Raw genomic sequence first — 16609 nt, forward strand, 5'->3', positions numbered from 1 at the left:
CGGGGCCGCCGCGGTGTGAGCGTCGGTGCGCGACACGGTCCCGCTTCGACGACCGACACCTGTGTACCTTCCGGGAGGAACCACGATGCTCACCGCCGACATCCCCACGCGAGCGCACCTGGTGCAGCGTGCCGGCGAACTCGCACCGCTTCTGAAGAAGAACGCCGCGCAGGCCGAGGAGGACCGGCGGCTCCAGGACGAGACGATCGAGGCGCTGGCCGGGGCGGGACTGTTCAAACTGCGCGTGCCCAAGCGCTACGGCGGCTACGAGGCCGACACCCGCACCCTCGTGGAGGTGGCCGCCGAACTCGGCCGCGCCGACGGCGCCGCCTCCTGGACGACGTCGGTCTACTGGATCCCCACCTTCATGGCGTGCCTGTTCCCCGACAGCGTCCAGGACGAGGTGTTCTCCACCCCCGACGTGCGCATTTGCGGCACGCTCAGCCCCTCCGCGCTGGCCGCCCCCACCGAGGGCGGCATCGTCGTCAACGGCAAGTGGGGCTTCGTCAGCGGCGCCCGCCACGCCCACTGGCAGGAGATCATCGCCGTCCAGCCGACGCCCGACGGCCAGCACCTGCCGGTGATGGCCCTCGTCCCGATGTCGGACCTCCAGATCATCGACGACTGGGACACCTCCGGCCTGCGCGGCACCGGCAGCGTCAGCACCGTCGCCCAGGACGTCTTCGTGCCCCAGGAGCGGGTGATCCCCCTCCCGGCGATCCTGCAGGGCCAGTACGCGTCCGAACTGAACGCCGCGAGCCCGGTCTACCGCGTTCCGCTGCTGCCGGTCGCCGCCGCCTCCTCGGTCGGCACCGTCCTCGGCCTCGCCCGCGCCGCCCGCGACGTCTTCTTCGAGCGGCTCCCCGGCCGCACCCTCACCTACACCGCGTACCAGACCCAGGCCGAGGCGCCGCTGACCCACCACCAGGTCGCCACGGCCACCCTCAAGATCGACCAGGCCGAGTTCCACGCCTACCGCCTCGCCGACCTCGTCGACGCCAAGGGCCTGAGCGGCGAGGAGTTCACGCTCGAGGAGCGCGCCCGCGCCCGCGCCGACATGGGCGCCGTGGTCCGCCTCGCCAAGGAGGCCGTCGACATCCTCGCCGCCGCCTCCGGCGGCTCCTCGATCTACCGCGACGTCCCGATCCAGCGGATCAGCCGCGACATCCAGGCCGTCACCCTCCACGCGCTGATGAACCCGGACACCAACAACGAGCTGTACGGCCGGGTCCTGTGCGGCCTGGAGCCCAACACCCTCTACATCTGAAGCCCCTCACCTCACGAACACACCAGGAGCAGCACATGACCGCGCAGACCACCGAATCCGCCATCACCGTCACCGACGAGGACAAGGCCGCCATCGCCGCGCTGCCCCAGCGCATCGTCGAGGCATGGGCCGCGCACGACGCCGACGCCTTCGCCGGTGTCTTCACGCCCGACGGCTCGATGATCATCCCGGGCGTCCTCCAGAAGGGCCGGGACGCCATCCGCGCCTTCATGGCCCAGGCGTTCGCCGGCCCGTTCAAGGGCACCCGCGTCACCGGCACCCCCGTCGACCTGCGTTTCGCCGACAGCCAGTCCGGCATCCTGATCACCCGGGGCGGCGTCCTCGCCCCTGGTGAGAGCGAGCCGAGCGACGAGCGCGCCGTCCACGCCTCCTGGGTCGTCGTCAAGCGTGAGGGACAGTGGTTCCTCGCCGCGTACCAGAACACTCCGCGCCACGCCGCCTGACGGCTCCCGCATCGCAGAAGAGGTGAGGTTCATGACCGACAGGGTGGGCGAGCGCGCGGTGGTGCTCGGTGCCAGCATGGCGGGGCTCCTGGCCGCGCGGGTGCTCGCGGACTCCTACGACGAGGTGCTCGTCGTGGAGCGCGACACGATCAGCGCGACGACCACGGCCCGCAAGGGCGTGGGGCAGGGACGTCATGTCCACGGACTGCTCGCACGAGGGCAGCAGATCCTCGACGAGCTGTTCCCCGGGTTCACCCGCGACGCCGTCGAGGCCGGTGTTCCCACCGGCGACCTGGGCGAGCTGCGCTGGTTCTTCAACGGCCGCCGGCTCAGCCCCGGTACGACCGGGCTGATCTGCGTCTCGGCCACGCGCCCGGTGCTGGAGAGCCGGGTGCGCGAGCGGGTCGCGGCGCTGCCGGGTGTGACCCTGCTGGAGCGGCACGACATCGTCGGGCTCATCACCGACGACTCCCGCGACACCGTCACCGGTGTGCGCGTGCAGTCCGTCGAACCGGGCACGGGAGAGCGGACGATCGAGGCGGACCTCGTCGTCGACGCGACCGGGCGCGGCTCACGCACCCCGCTGTGGCTGGAGGAGTTCGGTTACGAGCGCCCCGAGGAGGAGCGCATCCGCATCGACCTCAGCTACACCACGCGCAAGTTCCGGTTGCGCGACGACGCGGTGCTCGCCGGTGATCTGTCGATCAACCCGGTCTCCTCGCCGAGCCACCGGCGCGGCGCGTTCCTCTCCCGGATCGAGGACGGCCTCGTCGTGGTCTCCCTCACCGGAGTGCTCGGCGACAGCGCCCCCGCCGACCTGCCCGGCTTCCTTCAGTGGACGCGCACCCTGCCGGTGTCCGACATCCACGACGTCATCCACGACGCCGAACCGGTCGACGACGGGGCGGTCTTCCGCTACCCGGCCAGCCAGCGCCGCCACTACGAGCGGCTGTCCCGCTTCCCGAACCGCTTCGTGGTGCTCGGCGACGCCGCGTGCAGCTTCAACCCGGTGTACGGGCAGGGCATGACCGTCGCCGCGCTGGAGGCGCTGGTACTGCGCGACCATCTGAGCCGCGGCGAGGTCGACCCGAAGGCGTTCCTGGCGGACATCGCGCAGGTCATCGAGGTGCCCTGGCAGTTCTCCGCCGGCGCCGACCTCGGCTACCCCGAGGTCGAGGGCGAGCGCACTCCCGAATGGGAGGCGTCCGGCGCCTTCATGGCCGCGCTGCACGCCGCGGCCGTCGTGGACGGCGAGGTCACGGCCACGTTCATGCGGGTCGCGGGCCTGGTCGCCACACCTGACGCGCTCATGAGTCCGGACATGCTGAGACGGGTCGAGGAGGGCGCGCGCAAGGCCACGGCCTCCCTCGCCGCGTAACCACCGGCCATCTCGTGCCGGCTCCCGCCCGGAGCCGCGAGCCCGTCCCGCGTCGGCGCGGGACGGGCTCACCCGTGTCCGGCCGCGATCCCCCTGTGGCCGGCAGGGGGATCGCGGCCGCGGCGGACAGCGCGAAGGGCCGTCCCGGACCTTCGTCCCGGACGGCCCTTCGCGCGCGGGCCTAGCGGGCGGCCGCGCCGGCCGGCACCTTCGCGGTCAGCCGCACCGGCAGGCTGCGGTGGCCGTTCATGATGAACGTCGGCAGCGGCTGGAGCTCGTCGCGGCCGACCGCCAGCTCCAGATCCGGGAAGCGCTCGAAGAGCCGGGACAGACCGGTCGTGGCCACCAGGCGGGCGATGCCCGCGCCCAGGCAGTAGTGCGGCCCGAACCCGAACGACAGGTGGGACTTGTCGCTCCGCGTGAGGTCGAAGGCCTCGGGCGCGACGGCGTGCAGCTCGGGGTCACGTCCCACGGCGGCGTAGTTGACCAGGATCGGGTCGCCCTTCGGTATGGTCACCCCGTCCAGCTCGATGTCCTGCGCCGCGTACCGCAGCGGCAGATGGGCCAGCGGCGACTCCACGCGCAGCGTCTCGTCGATCACGTCGTCCCAGGTGGCGCGCCCGGAACGGACCAGCTCCAGCTGGGAACGGTCGCTCAGCAGCGCGGTGATGGCATTGTCGAAGAAGTTGATCGTGGTCTCCGAACCGGCCCCGAGGATCGCGAAGATCGTGTCGGTCAGTTCGTCCTCGGACAGCCGCGAGCCGTCCTCGTCGCGGGCAGCGACCAGATCGCTGGTGATGTCCTCGCCCGGCTCGCGCCGCTTGTCCGCGATCAGGTCGGCCATCGCGCCGCGCCAGCCCGACAGAACGGCCTGCGCCTGCTCCGGGGTGATCGTGGTGTCCACCATCGCGTCGATGACCTTGGCGGTCTTGGCGCGGGCCTCCTCCGGCATGCCGATCAGGTCGGCCACCAGCCGGGCCGGCAGCGGGTAGGCGAACCGCTCGCGCAGGTCCACGATCTCGCCCGGCTCGGCCTGCTCCAGCGCGTCGAGCAGCTGGTCGGTCAGCTCCTCCACGCGAGGACGGAACGCCTCGGCGCGGCGCGGGGTGAACGCCTTGCCGACCAGCTTGCGCAGCCGCACGTGGTTCTTTCCGTACGCCGTCACCATGTTGTCCATCGCGACCCAGCTGATCAGCTCCCAGTCCGGCGGCACCTCGCCGTTGACGAAGGCCGGCCAGTGGTTGCGGGCGCTCTTGGTCACGCGCGGGTCGGCGAGCACCTGCTTGATCACGGCGTGGCCGTTCAGCGACCAGGCGAGGACACCGCCCGGCAGCTCCACCCGGGTCGCCGGGCCCTGGGCCCGCAGGTGCGCGGCCTCGGCGTGGATGTCGCGGCCGGTGGTGTCGAGGGCGAAGGGGCAGCCTTGTTCCATGGGATCATCCCGATCTGTCAAAAAGGGGGGCGTGGGCAGGGGCGGTGTCCAGGGGCGCAGCGCGGCGGCACTCACCGGCCGGCCGTCGCGAAATGCGCCTGGGCCAGCTCGCGGTTGGCGAGCGAGGAGAGGAAGACGCCGTTGCCGGCGTGGCTGTGCAGCGTGGACAGATCGCGCCACACCCGCTCGATGCGCTCGCCGGCCCGCACCGAGCTGGAGCCCGCGGTCGGGAACAACTGCCCCTCCACGGCCCGCCAGGCCAGCCGCACGGCCTCCCGGCTGATGGTGGCCAGCCGCAGCTCCTCCTCACGCGTGAAGGCCGCCGCTTCCCTGCGGCACAGGTCCTGCCACTGCTGCGTGGCGTGCAGCACCGCCGCCTCGGCAGCGGCGATCATTCCGGTGGCCTCGCCGTAGCGGAACTGGAAGTCGGGGTCCTCGGTGCGCGGGACGATGGGGAAGAACGTCGTCGTACGGCTGCGCATCAGCTGCTCGTACGCGTCCAGGGCGCCCTTGGCCATGCCGACGGCGAGGACGCCGAGCTCCAGCAGCATGAAGCTGAGCGGACCGCCGCCGTACTCGGGGCCGTGCAGGCCGCGTCCGGGCGTCTGCTCCGTGACCGCCATCTGGCTCAGGTGCCCGCCGAGCGTGTGGCGCCCGGGTATGCGGCCGCCCTCGATGCGGATGCTGTGCGAGCCACTGCCCTTGAGCCCGAGCTGGGCTCCCCAGTCGTCCAGGCGCTCGAACTGCGCGCGCGGGGCGACGAACAGCATCGGCGCGGGGGGCTCGCCCTCGCCCTGGGCGACCAGGGTGTGGCCGATGAAGTGGGTGGCGTAGGGGGCGCCGGAGCAGTAGTTCCAGGTGCCGTCGATCACCCAGCCGCCCTCGCCGTCGGGCCGCGCCGAGCCCGACGGGGCGACCGTCGCGGGACAGATGAAGTCGCCGCCGGCGAACAGTTCCGCCTGCGTGGCCTCGTCGAACAGGGTGCCCACCACCAGCGCGTGCGCGGCACCGAACAGGTACATCCAGCCGGTCGAGGGGCAGCCGCGGGCCAGCGCCATGGAGACCTTCATGAAGGTCTCAGGGCCGAACTCGTAGCCGCCGTAACGGCGCGGCACGAGGATGCGGTAGAAGCCCGCGCGGGCGAAGGCCTCGTGGGTGTCCTCGGCGTAGAAGCCGCGCCGCTCGGTCTCGGCCTGCCGCTCGACCAGGGTCGCGGCGAGGGCCTCGGCCCGGGCGACGACCTCCTCGGCGGTCAGTGCGGGCTCCGGGGGAGCCACAGGGGCGAAGGGGGCCAGGGTTGTCATCGCGATGGGTCCTCTTGGCGTCGGAAGGTGCTCGGCTCCCGTGGATCAGTCCAGCGGGGTGTGGGGCGCGTCGGCCAGCATGCTCAGCAGTTCGCGGAAGCGGGCCACCAGCTCCGTGGCGGTTGCCTCGTCGAAACGGTGGTGGTCGAACTTCAGGCTTCCGGCGAGCTGCCCGTTCGGCAGTACGTCCATCGCCCACAGCCCGCCGTCCGGGATCGCCGAACTGACCCGCTGCGACAGGGTCCTGTGCCGGATCTCCGCGAACCGCAGCCCGCCGACCGGCGTCCCTTCCATCGGGAACGCGCTCTGGAGCACCTCGAACGCGATGACGGCGAGGGATCCGTCGGCGAACGGGGCGAGCAGCGCGGGGCTGTCCTCGGCGATCCGCGCGAAGGGGATCTCGTGCTGGTAGGCGCCGACACAGGCGGTGCGCGCTCGCTCCAGCACATCGGCCAGGCTCTCGCAGCCGGTGGTGTCGATCCGCAGCGGCACGAAGTTGTAGAACGGGCCGACCGCTTCCATGAACCGCTCCTCGCTGCGGCCCGAGGAGAAGGTCGGGAAGACCACGTCAGGGATACCGGTGCGCTCGCGCAGCAGCACGCTGTACGCGGCGGCCATCACCATGAACGGCGTGCAGCGCGCGTTCCTGGCGGTCCTCAGAACCGCCGAGGACAGCTGCACGTCGAAGACGAACCGGTGCACGCCGTACGCGCTCGCCAGGTCCTCCTCCCGCGGCCGGTCCGAGGTGATCCCGGTGATCTGCGCCCCCGCCAGCCGCTCGCGCCAGTAGCCGCGCCCACGTTCCACGCGCGGGCTCGCGGCGGTGTCCTGCTGCCAGCGGGCGAACTCCTGGTACTGCGCGGGCACGGTCTGCCGGACCGGCTCGCCCGCCACGCGGGCCGCGTAGGCTGCGGCCAGGTCACGCATGATCACCTGCAGCGACCAGGCGTCGGTGGAAGTGTGGTGGGTGGCCAGCACCAGGACCGCGTCCGTGGCGTCGAAGCGGCCCACGGTGGCGCGCAGGTGCGGCAGTTCGCGCACCAGGAACGGGCGGGCGTCCAGCTCGTTCAGGAACTCCTCGGCGCGTACGTCGCGCGGTGTGCCCGCCTCGGAGCCCAGCTCCAGCACCTCCAGCGGGACCCGCGACGGCGGCTCGACCACCTGATGGCCGCCCTGCTCGTCACCGCGCACGGAGGTACGCAGCACCTCGTGGGCGATCACCACGTCGTCCAGCGCCAGCTGGAGGGCGGTGAGGTCGAGCTCGCCGGTGACCCGCCAGCCGCACACCAGGGTGTGGCGGTGACCGAAGGCACCTTCCGTCTCACCCTTGTCGAACGCGCGCAGGAACTCCTGGTTGTACGACAGCGGGATGCGCTGGGCGGTACCCTCCGCCTCTGGCGGTACGGCGGTGATGCTCACGGTGATCCAGTCCTCTCCGGGTGGTGGGCCGGTGCGCCCGCGGGCGCAGCCGGCGGGGTCAGGCGGCGCTCGCCGCGGCGGGGTGGCGGCTCGAGGCCCGGTCGATGAAGTCGAGGCACTGCGGGCGGGCGGCCGGACCGTAAGCGATCGGCCAGCCGGCGGGGGTCTCCAGGTCGGCGGCCCACAGCGAGAGCCGGCCCAGGGTGTTGACGAGGACGACGCAGTCGCCCCCGGCGGTGCCGTCGGTGGCCGGCCGGCCGGTCATCGCGCGGCCCCCGCGAGTGCGGCCTCCTCGGCAAGTTCCTCCAGGCGGCGGTCCAGTTCGGCGACCGTCGGGTGGTTGAGCACATCGCCGACGGAGATCTCGTACCCCAGCTCGGCCTCGACGCGGGAGGCCAGACGCACGGCCTGCAGCGACTCACCGCCCAGCGCGAAGAAGCTGTCGTCCACGCCCACCCCCGGCACTCCGAGCACACGGGAGAACAGCGCGCACAGGGCGTCCTGCCGCTCGCTGCGCGCCCGGGCGGAGTCGGCGCCGTGCCGCGGGGCGGGCGCGGGCAGCGCCGCGCGGTCCAGCTTCCCGTTGGCCGTCAGCGGCAGCTCCGCGAGCTCGACGAACGCGGCGGGCACCATGTAGTCGGGCAGCACCCCGGCGACAGCGCTGCGCAGCGCCGCCAGATCCAGGCCCGGGTCCCTGGGCACGAGGTAGGCGACCAGGCGCCGCTCGCCGCCCTCCTGCTCCAGGGCGACGACGGCCGCGTGGGCCACGTCCTCGCGCCCCGCCAGTACGTGCTCCACCTCGGCCGGCTCCACGCGGTAACCCCGGATCTTGACCTGGTCGCCGACGCGGCCGGCGAACTCCAGCCCGAGCGGGCCGCGCCGCATGAGGTCGCCGGTGCGGTACATCCGCGCCCCCGGAGTACCGGGGTCCTCGACGAAGCGTTCGGCCGTCAGGTCCGGCCGCCGGTAGTAGCCGAGGGCGAGCCGCTCGCCCGCGACGTACAGCTCCCCGGTCTCGCCGTCCGCCACCGGACGCAGCCGTTCGTCCAGCAGGCGCGCGTCGACGGTGTCCAGTGGCCGGCCGACGGGTATCACCGCGGTCGGCTCGTAGGGCGCGGTCAGCGTCGCGCAGGCGGCGAACGAGGACACCTCGGTGGCGCCGTACATCGCGCGCACCACCAGGTCCGGGCAGGCCTCGAGGACGCGCCCGACGGCGGTGGGGGAGATGACGTCCCCTCCGGTCAGGACCTCGCGCACGGTGGCGAAGCTGTCCGGCGCCTCGTCGGCGAAGAGCCGGAACAGACCCGCGGTGACGTGCAGCGCGGTGATGCCGTGCGCCGTGATGAGCCGGCGCACCGCGCGTACGTCCAGGTCGCCGGCCGGCGGCAGCACGATCTCACCGCCGCGCAGCAGCGGCACCCACACCTCGTAAGTGGAGACGCCGAAGGCGTACGGGGCCAGGGCCAGAATCCGCCGGTGCGCGTCACCGTCCCAGCAGGAGTCGTCGACCAGGCCGAGCACACCGCGGTGGGGGACCACGACACCCTTCGGCTCACCGGTGGAGCCCGAGGTGTGGATGACGTACGCCGGCGCGTCCGGCTCCGCCGGGACGCCCGGGTCGGTGGCGGGCGCCTTGGCCATGGCGTCGTCAGCGGCGGGCAGGACGACCTGGCGGGTGCGGGGCAGTCCGCGTGCCTGGCTCACCCGGTCGGTGAGCAGCACGGGGGAGCCGGCCCGGTCCATGATCTCCTGCATCCGCGGCAGCGGGTGGGCGCTGTGCAGCGGCAGGTAGAAGGCACCGGCCTTGAGGGCGGCGAGGAGGGCGACCACTACATCTGCGGAGCGCTCCATCAGCACCGCGACCGGATCCTGCGGCTCGACGCCCGCACCGAGCAGCCGGTGGGCGAGCCGGTTGGCCCGCTCGTCGAGCTGACGGTAGGTCAGTTGCTCGCCGCCCGCCGACACCGCCACCGCCTCCGGCGTCCGGCGCGCCTGCGCGGCGAAGCGTTCGTGAATCGAGGTGGGGACCATCGCATACGTCCAATCGCTCGTCCCTGCCGAGGGCAGCCCGCACGCAGGCGGCCTGACGGGTCAGCCGGAACGGTCACACAGCGCCGCCGGGCGCTGCATCTCCTGGATTGCCGTGCGGCACACGGGCGCCTGCGCCTCGTCGCTGCCTCGCGGCGGCCCCTTTGCAACACAGCACGGCAGAAGATGGCACCGCATTCACGCCATGCCCATGCTGAACAAGCCATCCAGACGCAGAGGAGCTCTGTCGCAGTGAATGACAAGAGGGCCGCGGCACCGGCCCATCAGACCAAGCGTGTCGGGGGACTCGACGGTGTCCGCGCGCTGTGTGCCCTCGGAGTGGCGGCCGTCCACACGTCCTTCGCCGCCGGAGTCATGGGCGCCTACACCGCCAAGCCGGGCAACCCCGCACTGGCGGACCTGCTGGCCGGTATGCGGCCGCTGGCGCTCGGCCCGTTCTTCGTCCTCTCCGGCATGCTGCTCTACCGGCCCTTCGCCCGCTGGAGCCTCGGCGCCGCCGAGCGCCCCAAGATCGGGCCGTTCCTCGCCAAGCGCGCGGCGCGGCTGTGGCCCGCCTACATCCTGCTCTCCCTTGTCTGCGTGTTCCTGCTCAACTTCGACGCCGTGCACAGCGCCTGGTACGTGCTGCGGCCGATCCTGATGCTCCAGGTGTACGACTACACGTGGATCGCCGGCATGGACCCGGCATGGACCGTCCCGGCCGAGATGCAGTACTACCTCGCCCTGCCCCTGCTCGCCCTGCTGATGCACTGGCTGGCCCGCGGCACGGACGACCCGGTGCGCAAGGTTCGCCGCATGGCGGTCCCGCTCGTGCTCATCACGGCCGGATCGGCGGTGTGGACCTGGTACATCCACCGTCCGCAGATGGGCATCTACCCCAACGAGTACTGGTGGCCGCTGGGCGTGGGCGGAGCCTTCGCCCTCGGCATGGGGATGGCCCTCCTGCACGTCCTCGCCGAGCTGCGGCCCCACCGCAAGCCCGCCCTGTACCGGATCGCCGCCGGCCACCCGCTGCTGTTCTGGATCGGCGCGGCAGCCGTGTACGCCTACAACTGCACCCAGCCCTTCGGCCGCCCCGGCTACGGAGACTACGAGGGTGTCGGCCTCGCCCTGACCCAGTACTTCCTGCTCCTGGTCTTCTCCTACCTCATGGTGATGCCGCTCTCCATCCCCGGCACCAAGTCCCGGGTCGTCGACGCCATCGTCGCCAATCCCGTCTCGCGCTACCTGGGCCGCATCTCCTACGGCATCTACCTGTGGCACTTCGCGATCATGTACTTCTGGTTCCAAACGGGCAGCGTCTTCGGCACCCAGCCGGGCCTGATGAACCAGCTGCGCGGCACGATCGGCTTCCCCGAGCTGATGACCGCCGTGCTCGTCGGCAGCATCCTCGCGGCCACCGCGAGCCACTACCTCATCGAACGCCCCATCGTGAACGCCGTCAGCCGCTGGGCCGCCCGCAGGAACGGAGCCACCCCGACCGCCGTCACCGCGCAGGACGCCTACACCGTCGCCGGACCGCGCTGACCAGCGCACGAGCCCGGACCACCCGCCCCGGAGGCCCGCCGGCCTCCGGGGCCGCGTGCGCCACCGGTGCGGACGCAGCAATTCCGAAGATGCGCCGAACCCCTCGCCATCCGCAGGCTGGGTGGGCACACCACCCGACATCCGCCTGCGCAGCCCGGCGCCCCATGTCTTCAGGAGAACAATGAACACAGTTCAGTCCGCCGACGGCACCACGATCGCCTACGACCGCTCCGGCGAGGGCGAGCCGCTGATCCTCATCGGCGGTTCGTTCAGCGAGCGGGCGCATCCGACCATGACGCAGCTGGCCGAGGAACTGGCCCCCCACTTCACCGTCTTCAACTACGACCGCCGCGGCCGAGGCGACAGCGGCGACGCCGCCGAGTACGCCGTGGAACGCGAGATCGAGGACCTCGCGGCACTGATCGCCGAGGCGGGCGGTTCGGCCCGCGTGTTCGGTCTGTCCGTGGGCGGTGCCCTGGCGTTCAAGGCCGCGGCCGCGGGCCTGGGCATCACCCAGATCGCCGTCTACGACCCGCCGTACGTCGTCGACGAGTCCGGCCCGCGCCCGCCGGCCGGCTTCACCGCCCGCCTTGCGGAGCTGAGCGCCTCCGGTCAGCGGGCCGAGGCCGTCGAGTTCTTCATGACCCAGGGCATGGGGGCACCGGCCGAGGCCGTCGCCGGTATGAAGTTCGCCCCGTTCTGGCCGGGCCTCGAGGCCCTGGCCCACACCCTGCCGTACGACACGACCATCGTCGGCGACGACTTCGCCCTGCCGAAGGAGGAACTGGCATCCGTCACCGCGCCGGTGCTGGTCGTGCACGGCGGTGAGGCGGACGCGTGGCTGAAGGCCTCCGCGCAGGCGGTGACCGACGCGCTGCCCGCCGCCCGCCGCCACTCCCTGCCCGGCCAGGGCATCGCCGTGGAACCGGCCGTTCTCGCGCCCGAACTGACGGACTTCTTCACCGCCTGAGGACGTGGACCGCGGGGCCACCAGGCCCGCCGCGCAGCACCCGTGGAGTGCGGCTCCACGGGTGCTGCCGTGTGCGCGCTTTCAGCAATACGGAAGATGCGGCCCCGATTGAACGCCGGGACGATGAAACGTCCCCGCCGTGCGGCCGCAGCGCGCTCAGCCGCGGAACGCCCCCCTGAAGGAGAAATATCCATGCGAGCATGGTTCGAGCGAGCCGCCGGCGTGCCCGGCGGCCGTCGCGGAAAATGGCTCGTCCTCGTGACCTGGCTGATCGCGGTGATGGCGCTCGGCGCGCTCGCCGGAAAACTCGGCGAGGTCCAGGACACCAGCGCCAACGCCTTCCTGCCGCGCGGCGCCGAATCGGCCCGGGTGAACACGGAACTGGAGAAGTTCCGCACCGACGAGCTGACCTCGGCCGTGGTGGTCTACAGCAGCCCCGGCAGGCTGAGCGACCAGGCCCGTGCCAAGGTCCAGGCCGACCACGACGCCTTCGCGAAGGTCGCCGCCGAGGGACGGCAAGTGCCGCCGGTCGTCGAGTCGCAGGACGGCAAGGCCCTCATGGTCGTCGTGCCGCTGCCCGGCAAGGAACAGTCCGTCGTCGCCGACAAGATCGCCGAGCTGCGCCGGATCGCTGACGACCACGCACCGCCCGGACTCGACACCAAGGTCGGCGGCCCCGCCGGCTCTCTCGCCGACGCCTTCACCGTCTTCGACAGCCTCGACGGCACGCTGATGATGGCCACCGGCCTCATCGTGGTCGTCCTGCTGCTGCTCACCTACCGCAGCCCCGTGCTGTGGCTCTTCCCCGCGCTCGCCGTCGGCTTCGCCTCCGTGCTGACCCAGGCCGGCACCTATCTCCTCGCCAAGGGCGCGGGCCTGCAGGTCGACCCGCAGAGCTCGGGCGTGCTGATGGTCCTCGTGTTCGGCGTCGGAACCGATTACGCGTTGCTGCTCATCGCCCGTTACCGCGAGGAGCTGCACCGCCACGCGGACCGGCACACGGCCATGCAGGCCGCCCTGCGCCGCAGCGGACCCGCCGTGCTCGCCTCCGCGGGCACTGTCGCGATCGGTCTCGCCTGCCTCGCCTTCGCCGACATCAACTCCTCCCGCTCCATGGGCCTGGTCGGGGTGATCGGTGTCCTGTGCGGCTACCTCGCGATGGTCACGATCCTGCCCGCCCTGCTCGTCATCGCCGGCCGCTGGGTGTTCTGGCCGCTGGTGCCGCGCGAGGGTGCGCCCGCGCGCGCCGCTCGCCCGGTGTGGGAGCGCGTCGGCCAGGCCGTCGCGGCCCGTCCCCGCACCTCGTGGATCACCTCGCTGGCGGTCACCGCAGCCCTCGCCCTGGGCGCCCTGGGTCTGAACATGGGGCTCAGCCAGACCGACTGGTTCGCGAACAAGCCCGAGTCGGTCGTCGCCCAGGAGAAGCTCTCCCAGCACTTCCCGTCCGGCTCCGCCGACCCGGCGACGATCGTCGTCAAGACGCCGGACGCGGCCGAGGCCGCCCGCGCCGCCCGCGGCACGAAGGGCGTCGTCGCGGTCACCACCGTCGGCCGCACCCCGGACGGCACCCTCACCCAGCTGGCCGCCGTACTCCCCGGCACCCCCGACAGCGCCGCCGCCAAGCACACCGTCGAAGCCCTGCGGGAACGGGTCGACGGGCTCGTCGGCGGCACCGCGGCCCAGGCCCTGGACAAGGAGAACGCCGCCGCACGCGACCTCGACGTCGTGGTGCCGCTGGTCCTGCTCGTCGTCCTGCTCGTGCTGGTGTGGCTGCTGCGCGCGCTGGTCGCGCCGCTCGTTCTGCTGGCGACGGTCGTCGTGTCCTACTTCGCCGCCCTCGGTGCCTCAAACCTCCTGTTCGACCACGTCATGGGCTATCCCGGCGTCGACTGGACGGTGCCGCTGCTGGGCTTCGTCTTCCTCGTCGCGCTCGGCATCGACTACAACATCTTCCTGATGCACCGGGTCAAGCAGGAGACCGCCCTGCACGGTCACACCAAGGGCATCCTGATCGGCCTGAGCAGCACCGGCGGCGTCATCAGCTCGGCCGGCCTCGTACTCGCCGCGACGTTCGCCGTGTTCGCCGGCCTGCCGCTGGTGGCGATGGCCCAGATGGGCTTCGTCGTCTGCATCGGCGTCCTGATCGACACCTTCCTGGTCCGCACGGTGCTGGTGCCGGCGCTCGCCCTGGACCTCGGCCCGCGTTTTTGGGCACCGCGCCGGCTGTCCGCGCACCGTGCGGACCCCGCGACGGCGTCCGAGCCGCAGCGTCACCAGACGCTCGAGAACGTCTGACGCCACACCACTCGATCCGTCTTTGGCCCCAAGTCAGCACCGCAACAAGGGAGATGGCCCTCCGCCGCCCGTGCGCGACGATGAAGACCACGGGCTCCGTCAGGGGGCCGTAGACCGAGGGAGGACATGCCGTGTTGGGTGACGGGGACGGATCGGCCGCCAAGCTGTGGGCCATGGCGAGCCTGGGCACGCCGATGGCCGTGCGCGTGGCGGCGACGCTGCGGATCGCCGACCACATCGCCGCGGGACGCCGCACGGCGGCCGAGCTGGCAGAGGCCGCGGGCGCGCACACCGAGGCGCTCGAGCGGTTGCTGCGCTACCTCGCGGTCCGCGGCGTCCTGCAGCGCGACGAGGACGGGCGCTACTCCCTGACGCCCCTGGGCGAACCCTTGCGCGAGGAGCACCCGGCCGGCATCCGGGCCTGGTTCGACATCGACGGCGCGGGCCGCGGCGAACTGTCGTTCGTCGAGCTGCTGCACAGCGTCCGCACCGGCGAAGCCGCCTTCCCCGTCCGCTACGGGCGCGAGTACTGGGAGGACCTGACCGCCGACCCCGGCCGCGTCGCCTCCTTCAACAAGCTGCTCGGCGCCGACGTCGCCGAGCGCGCCCCGGGCGTCGTCACCGGTTTCGACTGGGCGTCCCTGGGCCACGTCATCGACGTCGGCGGCGGCGACGGCTCCCTGCTGGCCGAACTGCTGCAAGCCAACCCGGCCCTGCGGGGCACGCTCGTCGACCTGCCCGAGGCAGCCCACACCGCCAAAGAACGGTTCGCCGCCGCCGGGCTGGGGGACCGCGCCGACACCGTCGCCGGCAGCTTCTTCGACGCGCTGCCCCCGGGCGCGGGCGGCTACGTGCTCTCCCTGGTCCTGCACGACTGGGACGACGAGCACGCCACCGCCATTCTGCGGCGCTGCGCGCAGGCGGCCGGCGACAACGGCTCCGTCTTCGTCATCGAGACGGTCGGCTCCGCAGGGCACGCTCCGCACACCGGCATGGACCTGCGCATGCTGTGCGTGTACGGCGCCAAGGAACGGGGCGTCGCCGAGTTCTCCGCGCTGGGAGCCGCCGCCGGACTCGACGTCGTGGCGGTCCACCCCGCCGGTCCTTCGGTGATCATCGAGCTGGCCGCGGCCCGATGAGGCCGCAGCCGGACGCCGGGACGACGGCCCAGGAGGCCTGGGCCGCCCTGGCCACGGTCAGCGGCCGTCAGGACCCCTACCCCCTGTACGAGGCGATCCGGGCCCACGGCCAGTCCGTTGCGCTCGGGCCCGGAAAACTCGTCGTCGTCGGATACGACGAATGCGACCGCGCGCTGCGCGACCCCCGCCTCCACGTCCAGGACGCCGCGCGGTACGACACCTCGGCACCGGGCTGGCGGGACCACTCCTCGTTGCGCGCCTTCACCAGCTCGATGCTGTACAGCAACCCGCCCGACCACACGCGGCTGCGTGCGGTGGCCGGCTTCGCCTTCACCCCGCCGCGGATCCGCCGACTGCGCTCGGTGATCGAGGAGATGACCGAGCGGCTGCTCGACCGCATGGCCGGCCTCGGCGCCGCGGGGTCCTCAGTCGACCTCATCGCCGAGTTCGCCTCCCGGCTGCCCGTCGCCGTCATCAGCGCCATGCTCGGCTTCCCCGAGCGGGACCAGGTGTGGTTCCGCGACATGGCCTCGACCATCGCCGTGTCCACGGACGGCTTCCGTGACGCCGCAGCCCTGGAACGCGCCGACCGCGCGATGGACGAGATGACCGCCTACTTCACCGACCTCGCCGGACGGCGCCGCAGCGAGCCCCGCGACGACCTCGTCACCCACCTCGTGAACACCCACGACGAGGACCCGCACCGCCTCGGCCACGACGAACTGATGGGCACCTTGATGGTGCTGCTGACAGCCGGGTTCGAGACGACGAGCTTCCTCATCGGTCATGGCGCGCTGCTCGCCCTGCGACAGCCCGGCTTCGCCGAGCGGCTGTGCACGCAACCGGACTTCGTCACGGGGTACGTCGAGGAAATTCTGCGCTTCGAGCCCCCCGTGCACGTCACCAGCCGCTGGGCGGCCGCCGACACCGAGCTGCCCGGCGTCGACGTGCCCGCCGGAACCCGGCTGACCCTGATCCTGGCCGCCGCCAACCGCGACGCGCGGCGCTTCGCCGACCCGGGCCGCTTCGATCCCGACCGACGCGACAACCGGCCGCTGAGTTTCGGCGCCGGCGGCCACTTCTGTCTGGGCGCCCCGCTCGCCCGGCTGGAGGCTCAGATCGCGCTGCCCCGCCTCTTCGCCCGGTTCCCCCACCTGGCCGCGACGCAACCGCCCGTCTACCGCGACCGCTGGGTCGTGCGCGGCCTGGACACCTTCGCCGTCGCCGTGACGGCTTGAAGCAACTGCGACCCACCGGCGGACGGTGCTCGCCCTGCACGTCCGACGTGACACGGCACCCCTCGACGGCCCCGATCCTTTACCAGGTTCGGGGCCGTCGGGCTATCCAGCATTTACGAAGATGCCC

At 72.3% G+C, this 16609-nt stretch carries 13 protein-coding genes; 8 read left to right on the top strand and 5 right to left on the bottom strand.

Features of this window, described 5'->3' with window-relative positions; all coding sequences use genetic code 11:
* Positions 1-85 precede the first annotated feature (85 nt).
* Genes AC0B9F_RS32700 through AC0B9F_RS32710 form a run of 3 tightly spaced genes read left to right on the top strand, consistent with a single transcriptional unit; the run spans position 86 to position 3109 of the window.
* Positions 86-1267 carry an acyl-CoA dehydrogenase family protein gene (locus tag AC0B9F_RS32700; RefSeq protein WP_472008660.1) on the top strand — a complete coding sequence of 394 codons (1182 nt, stop codon included), beginning with the start codon at positions 86-88 and terminating at the stop codon, positions 1265-1267.
* Between the two features lie 35 nt (positions 1268-1302).
* Positions 1303-1731, top strand: coding sequence for an SgcJ/EcaC family oxidoreductase (locus AC0B9F_RS32705; RefSeq protein ID WP_472008661.1), 429 nt, complete (start codon positions 1303-1305; stop codon positions 1729-1731).
* Positions 1732-1762: 31 nt separating this feature from the next.
* The gene (locus AC0B9F_RS32710; RefSeq protein ID WP_472008662.1) at positions 1763-3109 is read left to right on the top strand and encodes an FAD-dependent oxidoreductase; all 1347 of its coding nucleotides are present in this window, start codon (positions 1763-1765) and stop codon (positions 3107-3109) included.
* Positions 3110-3290: 181 nt separating this feature from the next.
* Here the strand turns inward: AC0B9F_RS32710 and AC0B9F_RS32715 are convergent, their stop codons facing one another.
* From AC0B9F_RS32715 to AC0B9F_RS32735, 5 genes are all read right to left on the bottom strand, one after another.
* Positions 3291-4541, bottom strand: a complete 1251-nt coding sequence (locus tag AC0B9F_RS32715; protein WP_472008664.1) for a cytochrome P450 family protein — start codon at positions 4539-4541, stop codon at positions 3291-3293.
* A gap of 71 nt (positions 4542-4612) precedes the next feature.
* Positions 4613-5845, bottom strand: a complete 1233-nt coding sequence (locus AC0B9F_RS32720; RefSeq protein WP_472008666.1) for an acyl-CoA dehydrogenase family protein — start codon at positions 5843-5845, stop codon at positions 4613-4615.
* A gap of 45 nt (positions 5846-5890) precedes the next feature.
* Positions 5891-7264 (bottom strand): condensation domain-containing protein, encoded by a 1374-nt coding sequence (locus AC0B9F_RS32725; RefSeq protein ID WP_472008668.1) that lies wholly within the window; start codon positions 7262-7264, stop codon positions 5891-5893.
* A 58-nt stretch (positions 7265-7322) separates the two neighbouring features.
* On the bottom strand, positions 7323-7529 hold the full coding sequence (locus AC0B9F_RS32730) for an MbtH family NRPS accessory protein (RefSeq protein WP_472008670.1): 207 nt from the start codon (positions 7527-7529) through the stop codon (positions 7323-7325).
* Positions 7526-9295: a non-ribosomal peptide synthetase gene (locus tag AC0B9F_RS32735; protein WP_472008671.1), complete on the bottom strand. Its 1770-nt coding sequence runs from the start codon at positions 9293-9295 to the stop codon at positions 7526-7528. Before AC0B9F_RS32735 ends, AC0B9F_RS32730 begins: the two co-directional genes overlap by 4 nt.
* Before the next feature lie 249 nt (positions 9296-9544).
* Between AC0B9F_RS32735 and AC0B9F_RS32740 the strand changes: the two genes are divergently transcribed.
* The 5 genes from AC0B9F_RS32740 (at position 9545) to AC0B9F_RS32760 (ending at position 16482) form a co-directional block, all read left to right on the top strand.
* Entirely contained in the window at positions 9545-10840 is a 1296-nt protein-coding gene (locus tag AC0B9F_RS32740; protein ID WP_472008673.1) for an acyltransferase family protein, read from the top strand.
* Positions 10841-11021: 181 nt separating this feature from the next.
* Positions 11022-11810: an alpha/beta fold hydrolase gene (locus AC0B9F_RS32745; protein WP_472008675.1), complete on the top strand. Its 789-nt coding sequence runs from the start codon at positions 11022-11024 to the stop codon at positions 11808-11810.
* 192 nt (positions 11811-12002) lie between these two features.
* Positions 12003-14105, top strand: a complete 2103-nt coding sequence (locus AC0B9F_RS32750; RefSeq protein WP_472008677.1) for an MMPL family transporter — start codon at positions 12003-12005, stop codon at positions 14103-14105.
* A 134-nt stretch (positions 14106-14239) separates the two neighbouring features.
* Positions 14240-15244 carry a methyltransferase gene (locus tag AC0B9F_RS32755; protein WP_472008744.1) on the top strand — a complete coding sequence of 335 codons (1005 nt, stop codon included), beginning with the start codon at positions 14240-14242 and terminating at the stop codon, positions 15242-15244.
* Positions 15241-16482 (top strand): cytochrome P450, encoded by a 1242-nt coding sequence (locus AC0B9F_RS32760; RefSeq protein ID WP_472008678.1) that lies wholly within the window; start codon positions 15241-15243, stop codon positions 16480-16482. The genes AC0B9F_RS32755 and AC0B9F_RS32760 overlap by 4 nt, the downstream gene beginning before the upstream one ends.
* Positions 16483-16609 lie beyond the last annotated feature (127 nt).

Source organism: Streptomyces sp. NPDC097129, assembly GCF_055668065.1.

What these genes read in the sequence shown, in the direction of transcription:
- AC0B9F_RS32745 (WP_472008675.1), top strand. Translation starts at nt 11,022, where the DNA reads ATGAACACAGTTCAGTCCGCCGACGGCACCACGATCGCCTACGACCGC.
- AC0B9F_RS32700 (WP_472008660.1), top strand. Translation starts at nt 86, where the DNA reads ATGCTCACCGCCGACATCCCCACGCGAGCGCACCTGGTGCAGCGTGCC.
- AC0B9F_RS32730 (WP_472008670.1), bottom strand. Translation starts at nt 7,529, where the DNA reads ATGACCGGCCGGCCGGCCACCGACGGCACCGCCGGGGGCGACTGCGTC.
- AC0B9F_RS32750 (WP_472008677.1), top strand. Translation starts at nt 12,003, where the DNA reads ATGCGAGCATGGTTCGAGCGAGCCGCCGGCGTGCCCGGCGGCCGTCGC.
- AC0B9F_RS32735 (WP_472008671.1), bottom strand. Translation starts at nt 9,295, where the DNA reads ATGGTCCCCACCTCGATTCACGAACGCTTCGCCGCGCAGGCGCGCCGG.
- AC0B9F_RS32705 (WP_472008661.1), top strand. Translation starts at nt 1,303, where the DNA reads ATGACCGCGCAGACCACCGAATCCGCCATCACCGTCACCGACGAGGAC.
- AC0B9F_RS32720 (WP_472008666.1), bottom strand. Translation starts at nt 5,845, where the DNA reads ATGACAACCCTGGCCCCCTTCGCCCCTGTGGCTCCCCCGGAGCCCGCA.
- AC0B9F_RS32760 (WP_472008678.1), top strand. Translation starts at nt 15,241, where the DNA reads ATGAGGCCGCAGCCGGACGCCGGGACGACGGCCCAGGAGGCCTGGGCC.
- AC0B9F_RS32710 (WP_472008662.1), top strand. Translation starts at nt 1,763, where the DNA reads ATGACCGACAGGGTGGGCGAGCGCGCGGTGGTGCTCGGTGCCAGCATG.
- AC0B9F_RS32715 (WP_472008664.1), bottom strand. Translation starts at nt 4,541, where the DNA reads ATGGAACAAGGCTGCCCCTTCGCCCTCGACACCACCGGCCGCGACATC.